The following is a 19,585-nucleotide window of genomic DNA, read 5'->3' as shown; positions in this document are numbered from 1 at the left end:
CCGTGCGGGAGGGGGCAACTCCTGTCGTGGTCAAGAGGAGGGGAGGGTTCTGTGGTCCGAACAGGGGCGTGGCTTACAGCCGTCGCTTCGCACACGTCACAGCACCTGCCAGTGGCCTGTCCGGGTCGATCCCACGCGCTGTAAGCGACCTGCGCTCTGCAGGGAAGCCAGTTGTTTTTCCACGGCGCGGGAGCTGAGACCCAGCCGTTCGGCCAGCAGGCGGGCAGAGAGGCGAGGCTCAGCGGATAGCAACTCCAGGATTCGCTCGGGAGTGGGGGCAGGCGCTCCGGTGATCTCCGAACCAATCTCCGAACTGATCTCCGAACCTGGCGGGGCGCTGCTGGCCTGCTGCTGGATCGCCTGATCCAGGGCCGAGCCAATCGCCTCGAGCATGAAGGACACGAAGGGAGTGAGGTCGCCTGACTGATCGGCGGCGCCGAGGCTGGCGTAGTAGTTCTCCTGGCGATCGCGCACCACCTCCTCGATCGGCAGCCAGGCAAGCAGCGGTTGCCAGCGGCTGAGGATCAGGGTCTGCCAGAGACGTCCGAGGCGGCCGTTGCCGTCGCTGAAGGGATGGATGAACTCCAGCTCGTAGTGCACCACGCTGCTGGTGAGCAGCGGATGCCAGTCGGTAACGGCTAGCCAGGCCAGCAGATCATCGACCAGGCCTGGTACGCGAGCGGCTGGGGGCGCCATGTGCACCAACTCGGAGCCTCGGTAGATGCCGACGCCGCCGGCGCGAAACCGACCGACCCGCTCGATCAACCCGGCCATCAACAGGCCGTGAGCCTCCAGCAGGTGGAGGCGGTTGGCAGGATCCCAGCGCGGCAGGGCCTCGTAGGCGGCGATGGCGTTGCGCACCTCCTGGATGTCGCGCGTCGGCCCGATCACGGGCTTGCCCGCGACGATGGCGCTCACCTGCTCCAGCGTGAGGCTGTTGCGCTCGATGGCGAGCGAGGCCTGGATCGTGTGGATGCGGTTCTCCCGGCGCAGGCGCGGCGATGGCGCCGCTTCCTCCCGCGCACTCCAGCGGCCGAGGGCATTGCAGATGGCCGCCACCTGGTGCAGTAGCGCCTGGCTGAGAGCCAGCGGCGGTGCGTAGGGAGGGTCCGTCATCGGTACGCCGGCACAAGCCTCACGCCACCGCAGCCGCCGCAGCCGCCCGCTCCTGGTGCTCCTTGAGGGTGATGCCCATGGGGTCCTTCAACTCAGTACCGATGCTGGTGGCCTTGGCCTTCCGACCACTGCCGGCAGACGCCGCTATAGCCATAGGCGCCTCTGCCCCAACATCATTGCGGAGTCGCTCCTGCCTCGACCACGCACTGCGAAGTGCCTGGCCTCCGGCTCAGCCCATACCTCCCCACACGGAGGATCGGCTTGGTTCAAGAAAAGACAACCCCACCGCGCAGATCGGCAGGAGATAGGCCAGGCTGCGCTTGACCACGGCAGCGGGGAACGCCCTCGTAGCGTCTGGCCTCGCCCTCGAGCGACATCCGAAATCTAGGAAGCCAGGCCTGAGCGACCTCCAACGCGCGCGCTTGAGAAGGCTTCGAGGCGCTCCCCCTACCCCACGCGAATGCAACGGGATCTATCGATCGGCAGGTTTCCAGATCACTGGCGAGTAGGTGTTGAAGGGGTACCACGGATCGACGCAGACACCGGCGCTACCGAACGGCCATGCCAAGCCAACAGCAGCTTCTGGAGGTGATCCGGATCCAGGGCGAGATCGCCAAGCAGGGTTTCAACCTGGCGGCGGTGATGCAGTTGGTGGTGGAGGAGATCCCTGCCCTGCTCGATGCTGATGGCGCCGTGATCGAACTGGCGGAAGGGGACGCCATGGTCTACCGCGCGGTCTCCGGCATGGCCGCCCATGAACTGGGCCTGCGCCTGTCCATCGAGCACAGCCTCTCGGGGCTGTGCGTGCGCACAGGTGAAACGCTGATCTGCACCGACACCCACGACGACCCACGGGTGGACCGGGCGGCGTGCGAGCTGCTGGGGCTGCGCTCGATGGTGGTGGTGCCCCTGATGCACCACGACGCCTGCGTCGGCGTGCTCAAGGCGATGGCCCGCCAGCCCGATGGCTTTGGTGGACCTGCCATCTATCTGCTGGGGTTGCTCTCGCAGGCGATTGCCGCCGCGATGTTCTTTGCCACCACCTACAGCCAGAACGATCTCTACCACCTGGCGACCCATGACCCGATGACCGACCTGGCCAATCGCGCCCTGTTCATGGAGCGGCTGCGCACGTTGATCGAGGCCCATCAGCAGCGCCGTCATTCGGTGGCGGTGCTCATGATCGATATGGATGGCCTCAAGGGCGTGAACGACACCCATGGCCACCGCGCCGGGGACTGCATCATCCAGGCCTGCGCCCAGCGCCTGGCCTCCGCCGTGGGTGAGCGCGGTCTCGTGGCGCGGCTCGGGGGCGATGAATTCGCTGCCGTACTCCCGCAGTTCTCCACCATCGCAGACCTTGAATGCATCACGGCTGTGATCCACGAGGCGATGGAGCCCCCGGTGGTGTTCGAGCAGCTCGCCCTGCCCCTGGCCGTGAGTATTGGTGGCGCCCTGCTACCCTACGACTCCACCGAACTCGACCAACTCCTGGCCCTGGCGGATGAGCGCATGTATGCCTGCAAGCGGGAGCGGCAGCGGTTTCGTACGCGGATGTGATCAGGTCTTCGCCCTTCGAGCCGACAGTGTGGACGAGCAGCCTTGAGCAGGCATCCAGCAGGTGTCATTCCTGGGAGCCCTGGCTTCAGCTCAGCCTTGCTCCACGTCCTCCTCGAGTAGCTCCATGAGCTCATCGATCCCGAGGGCTCGAGATTGAAGATCGCTGGTCAGGGTCGTCAAAGCCGCAGCAGCGTTGACCACGGAAGGCAGCAGCCTGGCGTCCAGGTCTTCGCCTCGGTCGAGCATCGTCTGAACCGAGCGGGTCGCCAGGGCGATCAGCCGATCCGCGACGTCGCCCAGCCGGGCTGCACGGCAGGTCAACTGATCGGCAAACGCCCGGATCTGCGCCCGGTGCTCGGCCTCCCGCTCCTCGGTCGACTGGGTGACCACTCGACCCAGGAGCTCACGGTCATGCGCCTCAGCCCGGTGTTTCCAGTTGAAGCGGGTGGCGTAGCGCCGCAGATTGGAGTCGCTGTGGCCGGTGATCCGGGCCATCTCGGCGATGGAGCGGGAGGGACCTGCCTCGAGGTAGACAGCGAAGAGCTCGTAGGCCCGGCTGGGCTCGTCGGGTTGCTGATCCCAGGGATTGGCGGGGTTCATGGTGATGATCCAGACCCCTCAGGATTCCGCTCACGAATCGCCGTCCATCGCCAGCTCGCCAACGGGCTCCCCCTCCGGGCAGCAGGGCCAGGCGGGGCCGCTGAGCCACCAGGCCAGCGGGGGATCGAACCCCTCCAAAAACCGCCGCCGATGGGCCGCTCGGCGCTCGGCGATGGTGGGGCGGGTGGCCTTGTATCCGGGGTCGATCTGGCGGCGGAACGTGGACACAGGGGAGCGATTCGCTGCCCTGGGGTTCCGGGGCCATGCCTCCCTGCGGAGCATGGGCAGCAGCCAGCGGAGCGATCTCCTCCGGGGGCCAGCCCCTTTGCCTCGGGGAGGGTCGCACTTCGTCGCGGCGTTATATAGAGACGCCATGCTGAACTGCGACCCTCGGCCGCGCCATCAGCGGCGATTCACCTGGGAACAGGTGCTTAGGGCATCAGCATCCACTCCATTCAACCGGCTGCGGGCCTGCCAGCAACGCAATCAGCACCTGCTCAACGGCGTCAGGCGCCTGCGGCTGAGCGACATCCCCACCTGTTTCGACTACATCCTCTGGGATCAGGCTGCTGAGCGGTTGACCACCGTGCCCGCCCCTGCCCTGTGAAGCCACGGAGCAGGCGCGTTTTTGTGACAGCCCGAGGCAGACCTCGATCCGCACCCACGATGCGTCCTCAGCGGTAGCAGAATGACCCCATAGACAATCCTCTCGGTTCCCACCGGGTGCCATGGGGCAAGAGCGTTCGGAACCAGCGTTACCAGCGACACGCAACCGCCGCCGGCTCTGGATCCTGGCGCTGGCCATGGCGGCCATCTTCCCGCTGGATCTGCTCCTGCCGCGCACCTTCCCGCTGCTGCCCTACTACTTCGTGGTGGTGGTGCTCTCGGCCAGTTTCGCCACGCCGCGCCAGATGGCACCCCTGATCGCGGAGGCCTACGTGCTGGCAATCGCCTCGGGCACCTTCAGGGGCTTCTTCCCCTCGATCGATTTCGTCATCCGGCTGCTGGGTCTCTCGGGCGTGGCCCTGATGGCGGTGAGGCTCTCGGCCCAGCGCTGCCAGACGTTGGCCAAGCTGCATCGCAGCGAGGAGACCCTGCGCCTCACCCTCGACAACGCGACCGTCGGCATCGCCCTGGCCAATGCCGACGGACGGCTGACCCGGGTGAATCCCGCGCTGTGCCAGATCTTCGGCCGGGATGCCGACACCCTGCAAAACCACAACTGGAAAGAGCTCACCCATCCAGACGACATCAAGCTGGAGCTCCCCCTGTTTGAGGAGCTGGTCACCAATCGGCGCAGCAGCTATCGACTCAGGAAGCGGTTTGTGCGGGGCGACGGCACGGCCGCCTGGATCGATCTGAGCGTGTCCTGCGTCCGCCGGAGCGAGGGAGACGTGGACTTCTTCATCGGCGAGGTGATCGACATCAACAAGCAGGTCGAAGCTGAGCAGGCCCAGGCTCGCTCCGAAGAACAGATGCGCCTCAGCATCGAGGCGGCCAGGGTGGGGGTGGCGATCTGCAGCCCTGGCACCGGCCAGTTCCTGATGCTGAGTCCACCGCTCTGCAGCCTGCTGGGCCAGGACGAGGCCGCCTTGAAGTCCAAAGGCCTGCTCAACGCCCTTCGGATTGTTGATCCCACCGCCGCAGCCGAACAGGAGCCTGAGGCGGCGGCGGCTCAGGAGACGGATCCCATGGCACAGGTGGCCGCTGTGGTGGCCGGGGAACGGAGCCTCTGCCAGATGCGCCTGCGCCTGACACGACCCGACCGCTCGGTGATCTGGGGAGATCTGCAGGTGAGCAACCTGCGGGACTCGGAGGGAAGGGTGCAGCAGGTGATGGTGGAGCTGATCGATATCTCCGAGATCGTGGCCAAGACCGACTACCTCCAGGCCGCTGCAGCGGCAGGGGTGGTGGGGATCTGGGACTGGGACGTTCCCAGAAACATCGTCCATTGGGACCCGGTGATGTTCCGGATCTATGGCCGCAACCCCAGCCATTTTTCCAACACCTACGAAGCCTGGGTCGATGCGATTCATCCGCAGGACAAGGCCGCCACAGAGACAGCGATTCGATCAGCCCTGCGGGCTGAATCTGTCTATGCAGCCCGCTTTCGGGTGGTGTGGCCCGATGGCTCCGTCCACCACCTCCAGGCGGTGTCCCACACCAGCTTCGACGGCAGGGGGCGGCCGCTGCGGATGCTGGGCGTGAACTACGAGGTGACGGAGCTGGTGCAGGCGCAGGAGAGGCTGAGTGCCGAGCGGCAGCGCCTCCGCACCACCCTCGATTCCCTGCTCGACCCCCATTTCATGCTCGGGCCGGTGCGCGACGCAGATGGCCAGATCACCGATTTCCGCATCCTGCGGGCCAACCCTGCCGCTGCGGCCTACAACCAGATGCCGTTGGACAGGTTCGCGGGCGCCACGATCATGGAATTCTGGCCCGGGCATGTCACGAGCGGACTCTTCGATCTCTTCCTCAAGGTGCTGGCCAGCGGCCAGCCTCTGCTGCTGGACGATTTTGTTCTGTACCACGACATCAAAGCCCAATCGCGCCATTTCGACATCCGTGCCGTGAAGGTGGATGGCGACCTCAGCATCACCTGGCGCGATGTGAGCGAGAAGGCCCATGCCATCGAGCAGTTGGCCGCCTCCGAGCAGCAGTTCCGCCTGCTGGCCGAGAACTCCACAGACGTGGTGGTGCATCTGGCCGCCGATGACACGGTGCGCTGGGTCTCGCCGTCGCTGCAGACGGTGCTGGGCTGGCAGCCCGCCGCCTGGATCGGCCACCCGATCGGGGAGCTCGTCGAGGCCTTTGGCGACCGCCCCTGCCGCCAGCAGGCCAACCAGGGCAAGCTGAGTCAGTGCCTGGTCAGGCGGGATCAGCTCCGCAGCCGGGATGGCAACCCCCACTGGATCGAAAGCCACTGGAGCCCCTTCCTCAACGCCGCCGGAGAACCTGACGGCCAAGTGTGCACCTTCCGGATGATCGATCTGGAGGTCTCCGCCGAGCGGGAGCTGGAACGCCGCGCCGCCACCGACAGTCTCACCGCCCTGCTCAACCGCGAGGAGGTGTTCAGCCAGATCCAGCGCCTCACCGCCCAGCAGCAGCGCCGGGGCCAGGAACTGGCGGTGCTGTTCTGCGATCTCGATCACTTCAAGACCGTGAACGACACCTACGGGCACAACGCCGGCGATGCCGTGCTGCAGGCGATGGCGGCACGGGTGCGCTCCTGCCTGCGCTCCTCGGATCTGGCGGCCCGCATCGGCGGCGACGAGCTGCTGGTGGTGCTGCCGGGGGTGCAGGGGATCGACGATGCGATCTCCATCGCCGAGAAACTGCGGCGGCTGGCCAGCGCACCGGTGCCGCTCATCGACGGCGAGGTGAGCATCACCATCAGCGTGGGCGTGGCCCTGGCCCGCGCCAATGAATCGCTCGATGCCCTGATCGCCCGCGCCGATACCGCCATGTACGACGCCAAGCAGAACGGCCGCGATCAGGTGGTGGCGATCACCGCCAAGGCCTGAGCCAGCGCGCCCCTCGGGATGGGTGCCACCTTGGCGCTGCACCGCGAATTCTTGCGATGGCCCCCTCCCCCTCCGACCCTGGAGCGCCGCAGAGAATCCGTCGCCGCGATCTATTGCTCGGCCCCCTCAGCCCAGGGTCCCCGCCGGATCAGGGCTCACCGCGCCGTCGCGGATCAGGGCCTCCGGGTCTGGGCCACGGGCAACAGGAGACCTGCCGGCAACGGCAGGGGCCGATTCCCCGGTGTATCCAGCGGGGAGTTCCCCAGGCAATCTCGCCACAACGCCCACAGCGGTACTGCTGGGACGTGACGTCATCGACGTAGGGCTTCAGCGGCCAGAGGTCGATCTGCGCTAGTTGCAGGCGGTGGCGATCGTCGGGAGTGAGCTGGCCCAGAGAGAGACGGATCGATTCATCGATCTCCAGCTTGGCGGTGCAGCGAGTGAGTAAGGACAAAACCAATACCTTGTAGTGCTGCCTTTGTGCCCGAACGGGGGTTATCCCATGGATCCTGCTGATCTCTCGATGCGTCTCCCACTCCAGACGGTCGGGGAGCTGGCAGGCCTCCATGGCATCGACTCAACGCTATTTGCGCCGACTGCACTACATCTCGGAGTCAGTCCGGAGTACGAGCGGGGTCTGCTGCAGTGGGAGCACGCGCAGGTGGCTCACACGACCCATGGGAAGACGGGAGCCAGGGCCGGCATCTCCAACCGCATTCGTGAGTCACGCCGCCTCGCCGAAGGGGGATGGTCGATTTATTCCGTGAAGGTCAATGGCCAGGGTTTCCCTGGTCCCGGAGCGGCATTCCTGTTGCATCGAGTCCACCCTTCCAGGAGGGGATCTGGCCTCCTGCGGGTCGACACCCGGGGATGGGATCCGGTGAACCGTGGTGTATGCCTTCCGCTCCTCAGCTACATGGGTGCCGTGACCCTCCTGGAACACCACGGCTTTGACATTACCGAGGCTGGCTTCCAGCCCTGGAAGGTCTGGGAGTTCATCCTGCGCCACCCCGAGGTTGAAATCTGGATCGAGGAAAGTGCCTTGAAAGCCATGGCGGCCTGCTCTATTGGCCAGATCGCCATCGGGCTGAACGGGATCAACGGGTGGGGGCAGCAGGGCCGCAGCGACAGGCTCCACCCCTTCCTGAAGCGGCTCGCGAAGGGTCGCCAGGGGGTCACTGTGCGCTTCGATCGGGCTGGCTCCAAGACCAGCCAGTCGCAGATCCAGGCGCAGAAGCTCGCGCGAGCCATGGAGCGCCACGGGGCCCAGGGGAGCGGATGGTGGACCTGGCTGCACGACATGCCCGGCAAGACCGACGATGTCATTGCAGCGGTCGCTCGGCGGGAGCTCTCGGCCGAGCAGAAGCAGTTGCTCTGGTGGAGGGTCTCCACGGCCTGCACCCGCAGCACCTATCGCCGGCTGCAGCGGAGCTGGCCTGGGGTGTCGATCAACCGGGAGTTCAGCGCAGATGACGTCCTCCAGGCGGCCCTCGCCCACAGGGTTCTGGTCCTGAAAGGCGCGACGGGGACCGCGAAGTCCAAAGCCATGGTGGCTGGTCTGGCCCTGCTGGAAGCCCATACGAACCAGAAGCACGTCGTCCTGGGGGCCTACCACCGCTCCTCGCTGGTCCACAAGGGCGCTGCCGAGTACGGCGTGGCGGACATCAGCGCCCTCCCTGGCACACCCGAGCGCGAGGGGCTCCACGAGGGGCCTGCGCTACGGGACGGCCTGTTCTGCTGCGGGGAAAGCGCCTACAAGGGGACTGGGGAGAAGTCGCTCTGGCACTGGTATCAGGAGCTCCGCGAACACCCCAGGCCGACCGTGCTGATACTCGACGAGATCAGCCAGGTGCTGGCGAACTGGGTAATGGGCGGTACCGACATGCTGCGGCCGATCCGGGGGAAGGCGCTCGATGCCCTCGAGGGGCTGGTGCAGCTCGAGTGCGTGCGGGTCTGGGCAGCGGATGCCCTGGTCGGCGATCTGGAGCTCGAGTGGTTGCAGCAGCTCACGGGCGTGGCCCCCTACCTGCTGAGCAGCATCTACACCCGCAGCCGGGAGCTCTTCCTGGGTCTGCCCAACCAGAGAAACGAGCGGACGCTCCTGCTCCAGCTCGGGGATGTGAGCGCAGCAGGGGATCGGTTCTGGCTGGGCCACGGCACCGTGGCCGGGCTCGATCGTCTGCTGGGAGCCCTGCCAGCAGCAGCCAAGGGCACGGAGCTGAAGATCACGGGCGAGGAGAAGTGCCGTGAAAACCCACGGGTGGAGCGCTTCCTGGCGGACGCCGAGGCCGAGGGCCCCCAGTACCTCCGGGTGGGCTTCAGCCCGGCGGTGTCGTGCGGGATCTCGATGGCCAAGACGCCGGTGGCGCTGAGCGCGGTCGTGCAGGACTACTGCTGGCAAGCCGAGGACGTGGTGCAGGCCCTGAACCGCTGCCGAAACAGCGCGCGCCGCATCCTGCTGGCCCCGAAGGTGGTCCCCGATGCCCTCGGCATCACCAAGGAAACCGATGCCAGGCGTGCCTCCAAGGCCTTCCAGGAGCACATGCTGGAAGGCTCCCACCTCGACTACACCGTCCTGCTGCAGGCGCGTCACCCTGCCAGCCGTGCTGCTGTGGCCAAGCTGGAGGCCCGGCGGAACTTCGAGGCGTTCCAGAACGACTGGTGCCTGCGCGGGCTGCTCGAGGAGGAGGGGTACATCCTCCGGGCTGTGGAGGAACTCGAGCAGGAGGGGGCTCAAACCGTGCTCCCTGAAGGGGGCCAACGCCGAGAGGTGCTGCGCACTCCGGAAGCGCTCCAGCAGTTCCGCCTCGAGGCCCTGCAGCGCCTGGTCGAAGGCACCTCCACCCTTGAGGACGTGCAGCACGAGGCCAGGAGGCGGATCCAGGGTGGAACCCACGTTGACCTCGCTGAGTGCGACGTGAGCGAGACCTGGAAGGTCGCGCAGGAGCTCCATCTCGATGCCCTGATCCGGGCTGGGATGGTCCATGGCTCCAGCCCGGAGATGGAGGCCGTCTGGGCTGTATTGACCAGCCTGGACAAGGCTGGTGCCCGGCGTGTCGCCCGCGCCATGGGAGGCCGTGCGGACCGAATACCAGGCCCGATGGATGCCCTGGATGTGCGCAGGGTGTGGCCGCTGGTCAAAGCACTGGGGTTCCAGGTCGTGAAGGCTGGCGAGACCAAGCGGGAGGGGAATCGGTGGCGCATCGAGCCCATGGACCTCCGGCCGCCGGGGGATGCCCCGTCCTCGATCTGACATGACGCTCTATACCCCTGTCATGCCAGATCAAGGACCGCAGTGGGGCTGGCGCTGCCCGCTCTCCAGAGGCATGGGAGCACACAAAACATCGGTAGCCTGTCAGCACCCAGCGGGGCACGGCAATTAGTCGCCAGGCCCTGGCACTACCCCACCCCAGACCTGACAACCCACTGATCACATGACCTCGACCACCTCCACCACTCTCACGCCCTGGGGCACGACTCAGGATGTGGCCAACTACCTCTCTGTATCTTGCCGGCAGTTATATCGACTGCGGCGCGCATGGATTCAACAGGGACGAATGAAGGAGGGGCGCCATTTCCAACGCTTCGGCCCTCGCACCGTACGCTACGACATGGCAGAGATGGCTAAACTTGCACATTCTCGAGGAAGAGTTATTCCCTCTCAGCCTTGGGCAGTCTGATGCCGCGAGGCCTTTTTCTTCTTCCTGTATTCGCGTAGCTCCCTGGTATACGTCTTCTCGAGCATGGCCATGCTGGTGAGCATGGCCGCAGCGATCTCGTAGGCGTCCTCGTCGATGCGGGGGTCCGTCAGGCAGGCGGCCCCCCATCGGTGGCGAAGGTCGGTCGCGGTGCAGCCCAGTCGCCGGGGGATCAGCCTGGAGATCTTTGAGGCCTCGATCCGGATCTGGTCCGCTTTCGTTTGATCCGGGACCGCGTCAATACTCGCGAGCTCGTCCCAGCGCGGTGGACGGAATCCCTGCAAGTCGATCTGCTCATCTCCGAACGGCATCGGCCACGAGGTAGCACGCTTCTTGTTCTTGGCAGCGAAAACGGCCAGGTCTCCGTCGTCGGCCAGGTTCGGCCAATCCGCGTAGTAGATCTCGGCGACGCGCCGGCCGTAGACGACTACGCTGTAGATCAACCTGGCCTCGTCGGGGTCCGTGACGGCCTTGAGCTCGCAGCAGATCTCCTCGTCCGAGGGAGTGTCGGTACGCGGCTGTGGCTCATACCGGTACCGGGGCACGAAGTCGTCAGGCACGACGCTGGGAAGTCCCAGTCGTTCACAGATCTTCTTCAGGATCCCGCAGGCCTGCTTGTACGGAGCTCCGCTGATCCCGCCGTAATGCTCGCGTAGGGCCTCGAGGCAGAGCCGGATGGAAAGCTCGCGGCCGAGGGTCTGGGCTCTGGCTTCGCAGATCGCGAGCCATCGGAGCTGCGTTTCCAGTTGTCTGGGACGGCACCGGCCGAGGTGGTCGCTCCTATGGATGAGGAACTGCTTGGCGTCCTTGACCTGCCTGGCCAGAATCCCGTGGGAAGGCTTCATGCGGCCTGTCCAGCCTCGAGGGGCATGGGTGTCGTCACCCTCCAAGGCACGGGAGACGAGGGCTTCTGCTGCTGCTCTCGCCTCTGGGAGGCGAATCTCGAAGTTCCCAGGCGTGATGGCCACCCCAGTGGCTCGTGAGGTGACCCGCTCCAGTTGGTCGAAGTGGCCGAAGACATCGACGGGTCTGCTTCCGTCCTCCAGCGGTCTGCTCCGGACCTTGAGCCTGATGGGGCGGGCCCGCAGAAAGGGGCCCTGGTGACCAAGGGCGTGGTTGAGCCGGGTCAGCTCATTCGTCCATGCCGTTTTCGCAGGCATCGTTGCGCCCTCCAGATCCGAAGACATTCTCTGGCAAACGACAGAGAAAAGCAATCCGCTGTGTCTGCCGACATGTTTGCCAAGGCGACATCTCTGGACACATTCCCGTCCTATCCGTGTCCCTCCTGGGCACGAGCTGATCCTTGGGATCGCTTGCAGCAGAGGGGAAGTGCTTGATGGGGGCAGGGGGACTTGAACCCCCACAGTGTCGCCACCTGCGGATTTTAAGTCCGCTGCGTCTACCGATTCCGCCATGCCCCCGGCGCAGCCATCCTAAATTCGTCGGAGTGGTGCTCCGATTGGTCATGCCCGGCTTCCTCACGGCAGACAACCTGCTCGGGCTTGGAGCGTTTGTTGCCCTCGCGGGTGCCTACCTGGTGGTGGTGCCCCTGGCCCTGTACTGGTGGATGGTGAAGCGCTGGTATGTCATGGGCAAGATTGAGCGCTTCGGCGTCTACGGCCTGGTGTTTCTCTTTTTCCCCGGCCTGATCCTGTTCTCTCCCTTCATCAACCTGCGCATGGCAGGCCAGGGAGACGCGGGCTCATGAGCCGCGCTCAGGCGATCCTGCTGGGTCTGCTGGTCTTCGGGCTTGGCGGGATTGGCTATGGCATTTTCACCGCCACTGGTTACGAGGGCTTCAGTGCCGGCATCGCCTCTTCGGTGCTGCTGGTGCTGGTGGTGGTGGGCTGGACAGCCACCTACCTGCTGCGGGTGGTGACTGGAAAAATGACCTATATGGAGCAGCGTCGCACCTACCGCGAGGCCTACGACGCTCACACGATCGAGCAGCTGCAGGCCAAATTCGATTCCCTCAGCCCCGAGGAGCAAGAGAAGCTCCTGGCTGAGGTGGGCCAGCTCCAGGCCGACGCCGACATGTGACCCCATAGGCTCGCTTCCGACGCCCCTTCGGATCGGCTGATGAGCCCCTCTGCCGCGACACCTTCCGCCTGCAGCGCTGCTACGGCCATCGACCAGCGGTTCGCCTCCCTCGCTGAGCAGGGACGCTGCGCCCTGATGCCGTTCCTGATGGCCGGCGATCCCGATCTGGCCACCACCGCTGCGACGCTGCTGGCGCTGCAGCAGAACGGCGCCGATCTGATCGAGCTGGGCATCCCCTACAGCGATCCCCTGGCCGATGGCCCGGTGATTCAGGCCGCCGCCAGCCGCGCCCTGCGGGCCGGAACCACGCCGGCATCAGTGCTGGAGCTGCTGGATGGTCTGCGCGGTGCGCTCAGCACGCCGGTGGTGTTGTTCACCTACAGCAATCCCCTGCTCAACCGGGGCATGGAGACCTTCTGCAAGGATGCCGCCTGCGCCGGTGCCGCCGGCCTGGTGGTTCCCGATCTGCCTCTGGAGGAAGCCGAAAAGCTCTCGCCGATCGCCGCCGCCGAAGGGCTCGACCTGGTGCTGCTGGTGGCCCCCACCACTCCAGCCGACAGGATGGCCCGCATCCATGCCGCCAGCCGAGGATTCACCTATCTGGTCAGTGTCACCGGCGTGACGGGGGTGCGGACCAGCCTGCAGAGCCGCGTCGGCGGCCTGGTGCAGCAGCTCAAGACCAGCGACGGCACCCCCGTGGCCGTGGGCTTCGGCATCTCCGGACCTGAGCAGGCCCGCCAGGTGCGTGACTGGGGCGCCAACGGAGCCATCGTGGGCAGCGCTCTGGTGAAGGTGATGGCCGAAGCCCATGCCGCCGGAGAGGATGTAGCGGCGGCGGCCGGGCGGTTCTGCTCGACTCTGCGGCTCGGTCTGGACGCCTGAGTCTTGCTGGGGAGGGGCTCAGGCGAGGCCCCGGGGGTTGGCCATGTCGACGGCTGCAACCCCGGCTGCACCGATTGGCTGAGGGGAAGGGACGTCCGGCTGGTCGTTGGCTTGAACCTGCAGGGCGGGACCGCAACCTGCCGGAAGCAAAGCCAACAACCCAGCAACCACCAGGAGGAATGGGGTTGCAACGGAACGGCGTTGAAGCCGCTGGGGGGTTTGTTGCATGGCCATCACCCATATGCCGTTCCCTCCATGATGGCTTTCATGCCGGCAAACGCACCAGGAGAGTCCACGAGTCCGGGTGCTCCGGCCGCTTCCCGCTGGTTCGGCGCCGTGGCCGGCGACTACGCCCGCTACCGGCTCACCTATCCAGAGCCCTTCTTCGCCCGCTTCGCGGAGCGTTGTCCCCAGCGTGATCGGGTCTGGGACTGCGGCTGCGGCAGCGGCCAGGCCTCCCTGGCCCTGGCCCGCCACTTCAGCGAGGTGATCGCCACCGATGCCAGTGCCGACCAACTGGCAGCGGCCGCAGTGCAGGAGCGGGTGCACTACCGCTGCGCTTCCGCGACAGCCAGTGGCCTGGAGCCCGCCAGCGTTTCAGGGGTGATGGTGGCCGCGGCGGTGCACTGGTTCGCCGGACCCGCCTTCGACGCCGAGCTGCGTCGCGTGGCACGACCGGGTGCCGCCATGGCCTGGATCGGCTACCTGCCCGTGCACATGCCCTCCGCGGCACTGCGCGCCTGGTTTGAGACGTTCTACAGCGACACCCTGGCGCCCTGGTGGCCTCCCGAGCGACGGCTGGTCGACAACGCTTACCGGGATCTGACCTTTCCCGCAGAGGAATGGCCCTTCCCCGACGATCTGGCGATTGAGCGTCACTGGGACCTGGCCACCTTCCTCGGCCATCTGGGCACCTGGTCTGCCGTACAGCGGGCTCGGGAGCAGGGGGTCGATCCCCTGGTGGAGGCGGAGATGGACCTGCGGGCGCTCTGGCCGCAGAACGGTGCGGCACCCATCGATCTCACCTGGCCATTCATGGGCCGCTGGGGCCGGATTGGATCAGTGCCTTGATGCCATGCCTGAGGCGCCGCAGTGCCTCCTCCAGCTCCGCCGCATCGAGCATGCCGTAGCTGAGCCGCAGCACACAGCCGTGCCTCTGCTCCACCAGCCCGAAGCTCGCGCCATCCACGCTGGCCAGTCGCTGCTCCAGCACCAGCCGCCGCATCAGATCCCGCGAACCCAGGGTGCCGCCAGGCGCATCGATGCACAGCAGGGCATAAAAGGCCCCATCCGGCTGGGCCAGCAGGGCACAGGGCAGGCTTTCAGAAGCCTCATTCAGGGCGTTCACCAGCTGGCGGCGACGCTCCCCCAGGGCCGCGATGCGTGGTGCACACCAGGCTGGGCCAGCCTCCAGGGCCGCCAGGGCAGCCCGCTGATTGAGCAGGGGCGGACAGATCATCACCGTGTCCTGCACCTTGGCCACAGCGGCCATCAGCTGCTGGGGCAACGCCGCATAACCGATCCGCCAACCCGCCATGCCATAGGCCTTGGAGAGGGAATGCAGCGAAATGGTGTGGGCACCACTGCCCGCCAGGGAGCCCGGGCTCCAGTGGGGTTCGGCGCCATGCACGAACAGTTCGTAGGCCTCGTCGTTGATGTGGAACAGGCCGTGGCGCTCGCACAGGGCATTGATCGCCGCCAGCACCGATGCGGGAATCACCAGGCCGCTGGGATTGTTGGGGGAGATCGTCACAATCGCGCGGCTGCGCGGTGTGATCGCCCTGGCCAGAATCTCCGGGTCCGGAATCCAGCCGGCCTCCACCGGCACCGGCACGCCGCCAGCCAGCTGGATCGCCATGGCGTGGTTGAAGTAATAGGGAACCGGCAGCAACACCTCACTGCCGGGATCACAGATCACCTGTGCCACAGCGTTGAAGGCCATGTTGCTGCCGGCCGTGACCAGCAGGGCGCTGCCCTCCAGATCCAGCTGGTTCTGGTGCCGCAGCTTCGTGCCGATCGCCGCCAACAGCTCCGGCTCGCCGGCCATGGCACCGTAGCGATGCAGGGCGGCGCTGCAGCCGCCTGGCTGGCTGGCAGCGGCGTCGAGAGCCTGCCGAACGGCGACATCCACTCCGGGCGGCGGAGCCCAGTGCACCATCCCCTGGGCCAGGGAGAGGGTGCCGGGGGTCTGGCGGGTCAGGGCCGCCACCTCAGGAATCACAGGGCTGGCCACCGCCTCCAGCCGGGCGGCGGCTGGTGGCACGGCTGACGCGCGCTCAGACCACCCTGCCGAGCTGCTTCCTGCTGTGACGGATTGCTGTCCCATGGGCCTTACTGTCGGACCACACCGACCGATTGGTGATGGCGAAGTTTGTGCTCTGGGGCACCTACTGCGACAACGCTCTCGAAAAACGCACGCCCTACCGCCAGGAGCACCTGGCGGGTCTGCAGCGCCTCAAAGAGGCTGGAACCCTGGTCACCCTTGGACCCACCGAAGCCAGCACCCACGTGTTCGGAATCTTCGAGGCCGGATCTCTGCAGGAGGTTGAAGACCTGGTCAAGTCCGACGTCTACTGGCGCAACGGCATCTGGACAGCCGTTGCGGTCTATCCCTGGATCCAGGCGTTCTGAGGTGCCAGGCCCTGGATCAGGTGTCCCGAGGCTGTCTGGGCCAGTCAGCCTGGGCCTGCTGCCACACATAGGCCGCCACCACGGACACACCCTCATCCCCAAGCACGTCGGCATAGCCGCCCATCTGACCCACGCCTGCTCTGGCGATGGCGGCAACGGCGTCGGCATCAGCGATGCCATTGCGTTGCAGGGCCGCCAGTTTGAGGGTCTTACCGCGACGAATGATGTTGCCTCCCTGCAGGTGACAACCGGCGCAATGATTCTCGAACAGCTGTGCACCGCTTGACTGGGAAGCACTGACCTGGGCAGTGCTGACCTGTTCAGACCTGGGCTCGGCTTCAGCCAGAGCCAGCGCGGCTCCGGGCTGGACGATCAGCAGCGAAGCGACCAGCCCAAGCACCAGCAGCCATGGGATGACCAGGCCACCCCATGAACACTTGCGCTGCACTGTCACTCGTCCTCATCCTCAAGCATCTCTTCCATGGCACCGACGGGCAGCAGACGGATCTGTTTACGACCCAGCTTGATCTCGAACTCCTCACCGGGCTCCAGCTCGAGCAGGGCGGTGTAGGCCTTGCCGATCAGCAGGTTGCCATTGCCCTGAACCGTGGCGATGTAGCTGAGCTTGCGTCCACCTTTGCCAACCTTGCCGCCACCACCGAACGCCACGCCCTTGGCTTCGAGCAGGGCCTCGTAGAAGGCGGTGAAATTCAGTCGATCGCCTCCATCCTTCTTGGACGACACATAGCCGCATTCCCGGACGATCTCCGACTTGCTGGCATCACCGAGTTCCTTGACCTTGGCCAGTAGTTCCGTTCCGATGAGCATGGAATGTCTTCGCTAGCAATTGACCGACCCCCGTAACGTACACCAGCATTAGCTGTTGTCGTGACACCAACCCATGCCACCACAAGTTTCATGACCCTCATCCGTCCGCTGGTTGCCGAGGATCTGAACCAGCTGATTGACCTCTATCACGACGCCGTAATCTCCCAGACTCAGGGTCTCTACAGCAGCACACAGATCGAGGCCTGGGCCACCAACGCTGCTCGCGGCGATGCGGTGCGTTCCGCCCTCTGCAACGGCTACGGCCTCGCCAGTTGCGTAGCAGACGATTCCCAGCGGATCGAAGCTTTCGCTGTACTCGATCCGATCGATCGACTCTCTCTGCTCTATTGCCGCGGCCGTTCATCCCGCCAGGGGCGCGCCACGGCCCTGGTGCTCCAGCTGGAAGCCCATGCCCGCCGTCAGCATTGCGCGCAGTTGCGCACCGAGGCCAGCCAGCTGTCACGGCCCCTGCTGACGCGACTCGGCTGGGAGGTGCAGGAGGAGGAGGAGGTGCTCTTCGGCGGAGCGACGTTTCTGCGCTGGCGGATGATCAAGTCGCTCCGTTGATCCGTGCTCCTGCCATGGCCGAAGCCCAGCTGCAGCAGTTCCTCGAGAAGGTTCGAGCGCTCCAGGCCTTCGTGGCCCTCAGCGAAGCGGATCCGGCGCTGCGCCAGGCCCTGCGCGACTGCAACCACCACCATCAGGTGGTGAGTCTGGCGCAAAGCCGTGGTTTTGAGATCGGTCGCCGCTGGGGAGAGCAGGAGAACCCTGCCGCCGGTGATGACAACCTGCTGGCTGGTTCCTGTCCAGCCGCTGGAACCGAAGAGACCCGCCTGCTGCTTGAGGCGCCGGGCCTGCGTCTGGAGCGGATCCATTCCTGCGACTTCGCCAATCCCGACCACTTCTGGTACGACCAGGAGGAGCACGAATGGGTGCTCTTGCTACGCGGCAGCGCCACACTGCGCTTTGCTGATGAACCCGAGGCGCGGCAAATGACAGCCGGAGACAGCCTCTGGATCAGAGCTCATCGAGCCCATCGTCTGGAGCGGACGGATCCGGCTCCCGGTTCCGTATGGCTGGCCCTGTTCTCGAAGGCGGCTTGCGCAGACTGAGGCTGCGCACCAGCCAGAAGGCAGCGGCCAGAGAGAGCACCGCGATTCCCAGACCCACAAGCAGCTGTGGCTTGTTCTCCGCACCGGGTGGCAGCACAATCACCTTCCGGGCAACGGCGGTGATCGCGGTGAGAAGCACCAGCTCAATCTGCACCACGTGGCGCCGCAGATAGGAGGTGATGTTCTGCAGCACCTCCAGGGCGATCAGGAGATTGAGCAGATCACCCAGCACTGCGGTGAGGTCGTCCCCCATCCAGCGGCTGTTGGAGGTGAACAGCGAACCGATCACGACCGCGACCAGTTGGAAGGTGGCGGCGGCAATCACCACGCAGAGCACAAGGGCAAGCAGCTTGGCCAGCTGCTGCTCCCCTCGATCAATCAGATGCAGGAAGCCACCATCATCGGTGACACGCCGAAACCAGGGCCTCGTTTTCATCTGCACGGCTGCATGCGCATCGCTGTCGACTCTGGGTCAGTCAGTTCGGGAAAGGATCCATTTGGGGCCTTGCCGGCGTGTCGCTGGGGGAATTCTCCAGCTTGGTGTCACAGGTGATCGAACCATCCTCGGCGGTGACGCAGTTCTCAGGTTTCACCTTGGTGGAGGGGCCGACCGAGCTGCCAGGGCCCAGCAGAAACCTCTGGCTCTGGGCTCTGCCAGGGTCGGCACAGAGCAGAGCCAGGCTGGTGGAAGCCGTGATCAAGGCCAGCCCGGCGAGGAGGGAGCTGCTGGTGCGGCGCGAGGTCGTCATGTCAGAGGTGGCAAGTGGATCGTCGGACTGGACGGGAGAAATGGGCTGGTTGGCCACACTTTGCCTGTTGGCTGTCAGGGCTGACGATCGCCGCGGATCTCCTGCAACAACAGATCCAGTTCACCCAGCTGATCGTCGAGGGCCGAATGACCCACCGCTGCCTGAGGATCCACCCCCTGATCCTCCTGCTGCCAGAGCTCCTCGATGCCGCAGAGCCGCTCCGCCAGGCCCGTCAATCCATCGGTGTGGTGGATCTGTTCAAGCGCGTCCACCAGCACCGGCATCCGAATCGAAGCGGCCCGCAGTGCCCGCCTCAGATCGGCCTGGTTGCGGCCGGCATGGCGAAGCCAGTCTTTGAGGAAAGACTGGAGATCTTCGCGCTGATCGGTACTCAGGGACGGCATCAGCGGCCGGGGGGGAACCAGCGATCCAGTCTGCGCTGCGCCCGGCGCTTGATGTCGGGGGTGAGATGGCGTGTGCAGAGCCCCAGAAGGGCCGTGATCGCGACCAGATCGTCGCTGAAGCCAGCCGCCGGGATGAAATCGGGGATCAGGTCGATCGGCACCAGCAGATAGGTGAGAGCCGCCAGCACGGTGAACCGCACCTGGGCGGGAGTGGAGGCATCAAGCAGCAGCTCAAGGCACTCCAGGGCCGGCCGTGCCACCAGCCGCCCGGCGCGGCGCAGCAGTCGCAGCAGCACCGCCTCATCGACCACCCGGCTTTCGAGCACCTCAGCTTCCACCTCCAGTCCTGGGGGATCGGGATCGAAACCTTCAGCGGCGAAGGAGGAAGGCCGTGCCGAAGATGCCGCGGAGCTGGAAGTCATGGCGCCGGTCGCGCAGGAC

General features: G+C 65.8%; 23 protein-coding genes and 1 tRNA gene. 11 read left to right on the top strand and 13 right to left on the bottom strand.

The annotated features are described in order from the left end of the window. Positions 1-96 precede the first annotated feature (96 nt). Together VB716_RS08460 and VB716_RS08455 are read right to left on the bottom strand one after the other, a co-directional pair. Entirely contained in the window at positions 97-1,116 is a 1,020-nt protein-coding gene (locus VB716_RS08460) for a Fic family protein (RefSeq protein WP_323270223.1), read from the bottom strand. 19 nt (positions 1,117-1,135) lie between these two features. Next, entirely contained in the window at positions 1,136-1,270 is a 135-nt protein-coding gene (locus VB716_RS08455; protein WP_323270222.1) for a hypothetical protein, read from the bottom strand. Positions 1,271-1,677: 407 nt separating this feature from the next. Here VB716_RS08455 and VB716_RS08450 point away from each other — a divergent pair, with 407 nt between their 5' ends. Beyond that, positions 1,678-2,676, top strand: coding sequence for a sensor domain-containing diguanylate cyclase (locus VB716_RS08450; protein ID WP_323270221.1), 999 nt, complete (start codon positions 1,678-1,680; stop codon positions 2,674-2,676). A gap of 90 nt (positions 2,677-2,766) precedes the next feature. Here the strand turns inward: VB716_RS08450 and VB716_RS08445 are convergent, their stop codons facing one another. Together VB716_RS08445 and VB716_RS08440 are read right to left on the bottom strand one after the other, a co-directional pair. Beyond that, complete coding sequence (locus VB716_RS08445) at positions 2,767-3,276, bottom strand: hypothetical protein (protein WP_323270220.1); 510 nt, start codon at positions 3,274-3,276, stop codon at positions 2,767-2,769. A gap of 30 nt (positions 3,277-3,306) precedes the next feature. Then, on the bottom strand, positions 3,307-3,504 hold the full coding sequence (locus VB716_RS08440; protein WP_323270219.1) for a hypothetical protein: 198 nt from the start codon (positions 3,502-3,504) through the stop codon (positions 3,307-3,309). A 145-nt stretch (positions 3,505-3,649) separates the two neighbouring features. On the opposite strand from VB716_RS08440, the gene VB716_RS08435 reads away from it, so the two are divergent. The 3 genes from VB716_RS08435 (at position 3,650) to VB716_RS08425 (ending at position 10,053) form a co-directional block, all read left to right on the top strand. Continuing rightward, a complete protein-coding gene (locus VB716_RS08435) occupies positions 3,650-3,883 on the top strand; it encodes a hypothetical protein (RefSeq protein WP_323270218.1) in 234 nt (77 codons plus the stop codon). A gap of 121 nt (positions 3,884-4,004) precedes the next feature. Continuing rightward, the gene (locus VB716_RS08430; protein ID WP_323270217.1) at positions 4,005-6,800 is read left to right on the top strand and encodes a diguanylate cyclase; all 2,796 of its coding nucleotides are present in this window, start codon (positions 4,005-4,007) and stop codon (positions 6,798-6,800) included. Positions 6,801-7,716: 916 nt separating this feature from the next. Then, the gene (locus VB716_RS08425) at positions 7,717-10,053 is read left to right on the top strand and encodes a DUF3854 domain-containing protein (RefSeq protein ID WP_323270216.1); all 2,337 of its coding nucleotides are present in this window, start codon (positions 7,717-7,719) and stop codon (positions 10,051-10,053) included. A 408-nt stretch (positions 10,054-10,461) separates the two neighbouring features. Here VB716_RS08425 and VB716_RS08420 read toward each other — a convergent pair whose 3' ends face one another. Both VB716_RS08420 and VB716_RS08415 read right to left on the bottom strand, forming a co-directional pair. After that, on the bottom strand, positions 10,462-11,685 hold the full coding sequence (locus VB716_RS08420) for a hypothetical protein (RefSeq protein WP_323270215.1): 1,224 nt from the start codon (positions 11,683-11,685) through the stop codon (positions 10,462-10,464). 150 nt (positions 11,686-11,835) lie between these two features. After that, positions 11,836-11,919 (bottom strand) — tRNA-Leu (locus VB716_RS08415). 44 nt (positions 11,920-11,963) lie between these two features. Here VB716_RS08415 and VB716_RS08410 point away from each other — a divergent pair. The 4 genes from VB716_RS08410 to VB716_RS08395 all read left to right on the top strand — a co-directional run bounded on the left by VB716_RS08410 (position 11,964) and on the right by VB716_RS08395 (position 14,491). Further along, positions 11,964-12,206 (top strand): NAD(P)H-quinone oxidoreductase subunit L, encoded by a 243-nt coding sequence (locus VB716_RS08410; RefSeq protein WP_197156258.1) that lies wholly within the window; start codon positions 11,964-11,966, stop codon positions 12,204-12,206. Then, complete coding sequence (locus VB716_RS08405; protein WP_197156259.1) at positions 12,203-12,538, top strand: DUF3007 family protein; 336 nt, start codon at positions 12,203-12,205, stop codon at positions 12,536-12,538. The genes VB716_RS08410 and VB716_RS08405 overlap by 4 nt, the downstream gene beginning before the upstream one ends. 39 nt (positions 12,539-12,577) lie before the next feature. Beyond that, positions 12,578-13,420: a tryptophan synthase subunit alpha gene (gene trpA / locus VB716_RS08400; protein ID WP_322758628.1), complete on the top strand. Its 843-nt coding sequence runs from the start codon at positions 12,578-12,580 to the stop codon at positions 13,418-13,420. A gap of 267 nt (positions 13,421-13,687) precedes the next feature. Further along, on the top strand, positions 13,688-14,491 hold the full coding sequence (locus tag VB716_RS08395; RefSeq protein WP_322758627.1) for a class I SAM-dependent methyltransferase: 804 nt from the start codon (positions 13,688-13,690) through the stop codon (positions 14,489-14,491). Here VB716_RS08395 and VB716_RS08390 read toward each other — a convergent pair. Further along, on the bottom strand, positions 14,454-15,683 hold the full coding sequence (locus VB716_RS08390) for an aminotransferase class I/II-fold pyridoxal phosphate-dependent enzyme (protein ID WP_322758626.1): 1,230 nt from the start codon (positions 15,681-15,683) through the stop codon (positions 14,454-14,456). The two genes, VB716_RS08395 and VB716_RS08390, sit on opposite strands and share 38 nt — an antisense overlap. 98 nt (positions 15,684-15,781) lie before the next feature. Here VB716_RS08390 and VB716_RS08385 point away from each other — a divergent pair, with 98 nt between their 5' ends. After that, a complete protein-coding gene (locus VB716_RS08385) occupies positions 15,782-16,051 on the top strand; it encodes a YciI family protein (protein ID WP_197156267.1) in 270 nt (89 codons plus the stop codon). Positions 16,052-16,067: 16 nt separating this feature from the next. Here VB716_RS08385 and VB716_RS08380 read toward each other — a convergent pair whose 3' ends face one another. Further along, positions 16,068-16,451: a c-type cytochrome gene (locus tag VB716_RS08380; protein WP_323270214.1), complete on the bottom strand. Its 384-nt coding sequence runs from the start codon at positions 16,449-16,451 to the stop codon at positions 16,068-16,070. A gap of 50 nt (positions 16,452-16,501) precedes the next feature. Further along, the gene (locus VB716_RS08375; RefSeq protein WP_322758625.1) at positions 16,502-16,879 is read right to left on the bottom strand and encodes an AbrB-like transcriptional regulator; all 378 of its coding nucleotides are present in this window, start codon (positions 16,877-16,879) and stop codon (positions 16,502-16,504) included. Between the two features lie 90 nt (positions 16,880-16,969). Between VB716_RS08375 and VB716_RS08370 the strand changes: the two genes are divergently transcribed. Together VB716_RS08370 and VB716_RS08365 are read left to right on the top strand one after the other, a co-directional pair. Continuing rightward, entirely contained in the window at positions 16,970-17,446 is a 477-nt protein-coding gene (locus VB716_RS08370; RefSeq protein WP_197170424.1) for a GNAT family N-acetyltransferase, read from the top strand. Between the two features lie 14 nt (positions 17,447-17,460). Further along, a complete protein-coding gene (locus VB716_RS08365) occupies positions 17,461-17,991 on the top strand; it encodes a Nif11 domain/cupin domain-containing protein (RefSeq protein ID WP_322758624.1) in 531 nt (176 codons plus the stop codon). Here the strand turns inward: VB716_RS08365 and VB716_RS08360 are convergent. From VB716_RS08360 to VB716_RS08345, 4 genes are all read right to left on the bottom strand, one after another. Next, entirely contained in the window at positions 17,897-18,427 is a 531-nt protein-coding gene (locus VB716_RS08360; RefSeq protein ID WP_322758623.1) for a phosphate-starvation-inducible PsiE family protein, read from the bottom strand. The genes VB716_RS08365 and VB716_RS08360 overlap by 95 nt on opposite strands. Positions 18,428-18,467: 40 nt before the next feature. Continuing rightward, a complete protein-coding gene (locus VB716_RS08355) occupies positions 18,468-18,740 on the bottom strand; it encodes a hypothetical protein (RefSeq protein ID WP_231597951.1) in 273 nt (90 codons plus the stop codon). Between the two features lie 74 nt (positions 18,741-18,814). Then, complete coding sequence (locus VB716_RS08350; protein WP_197170427.1) at positions 18,815-19,144, bottom strand: hypothetical protein; 330 nt, start codon at positions 19,142-19,144, stop codon at positions 18,815-18,817. Next, the gene (locus VB716_RS08345) at positions 19,144-19,566 is read right to left on the bottom strand and encodes a YkvA family protein (RefSeq protein ID WP_197170428.1); all 423 of its coding nucleotides are present in this window, start codon (positions 19,564-19,566) and stop codon (positions 19,144-19,146) included. Before VB716_RS08345 ends, VB716_RS08350 begins: the two co-directional genes overlap by 1 nt. Positions 19,567-19,585: the final 19 nt, after the last annotated feature.

It is taken from the genome of Synechococcus sp. CCY9201 (assembly GCF_034931105.1).
Taxonomy (GTDB): Bacteria; Cyanobacteriota; Cyanobacteriia; order PCC-6307; family Cyanobiaceae; genus CBW1002.
Note: the sequence above shows the minus strand (reverse complement) of the source record. Positions and strands in the feature narration are given on the sequence as shown.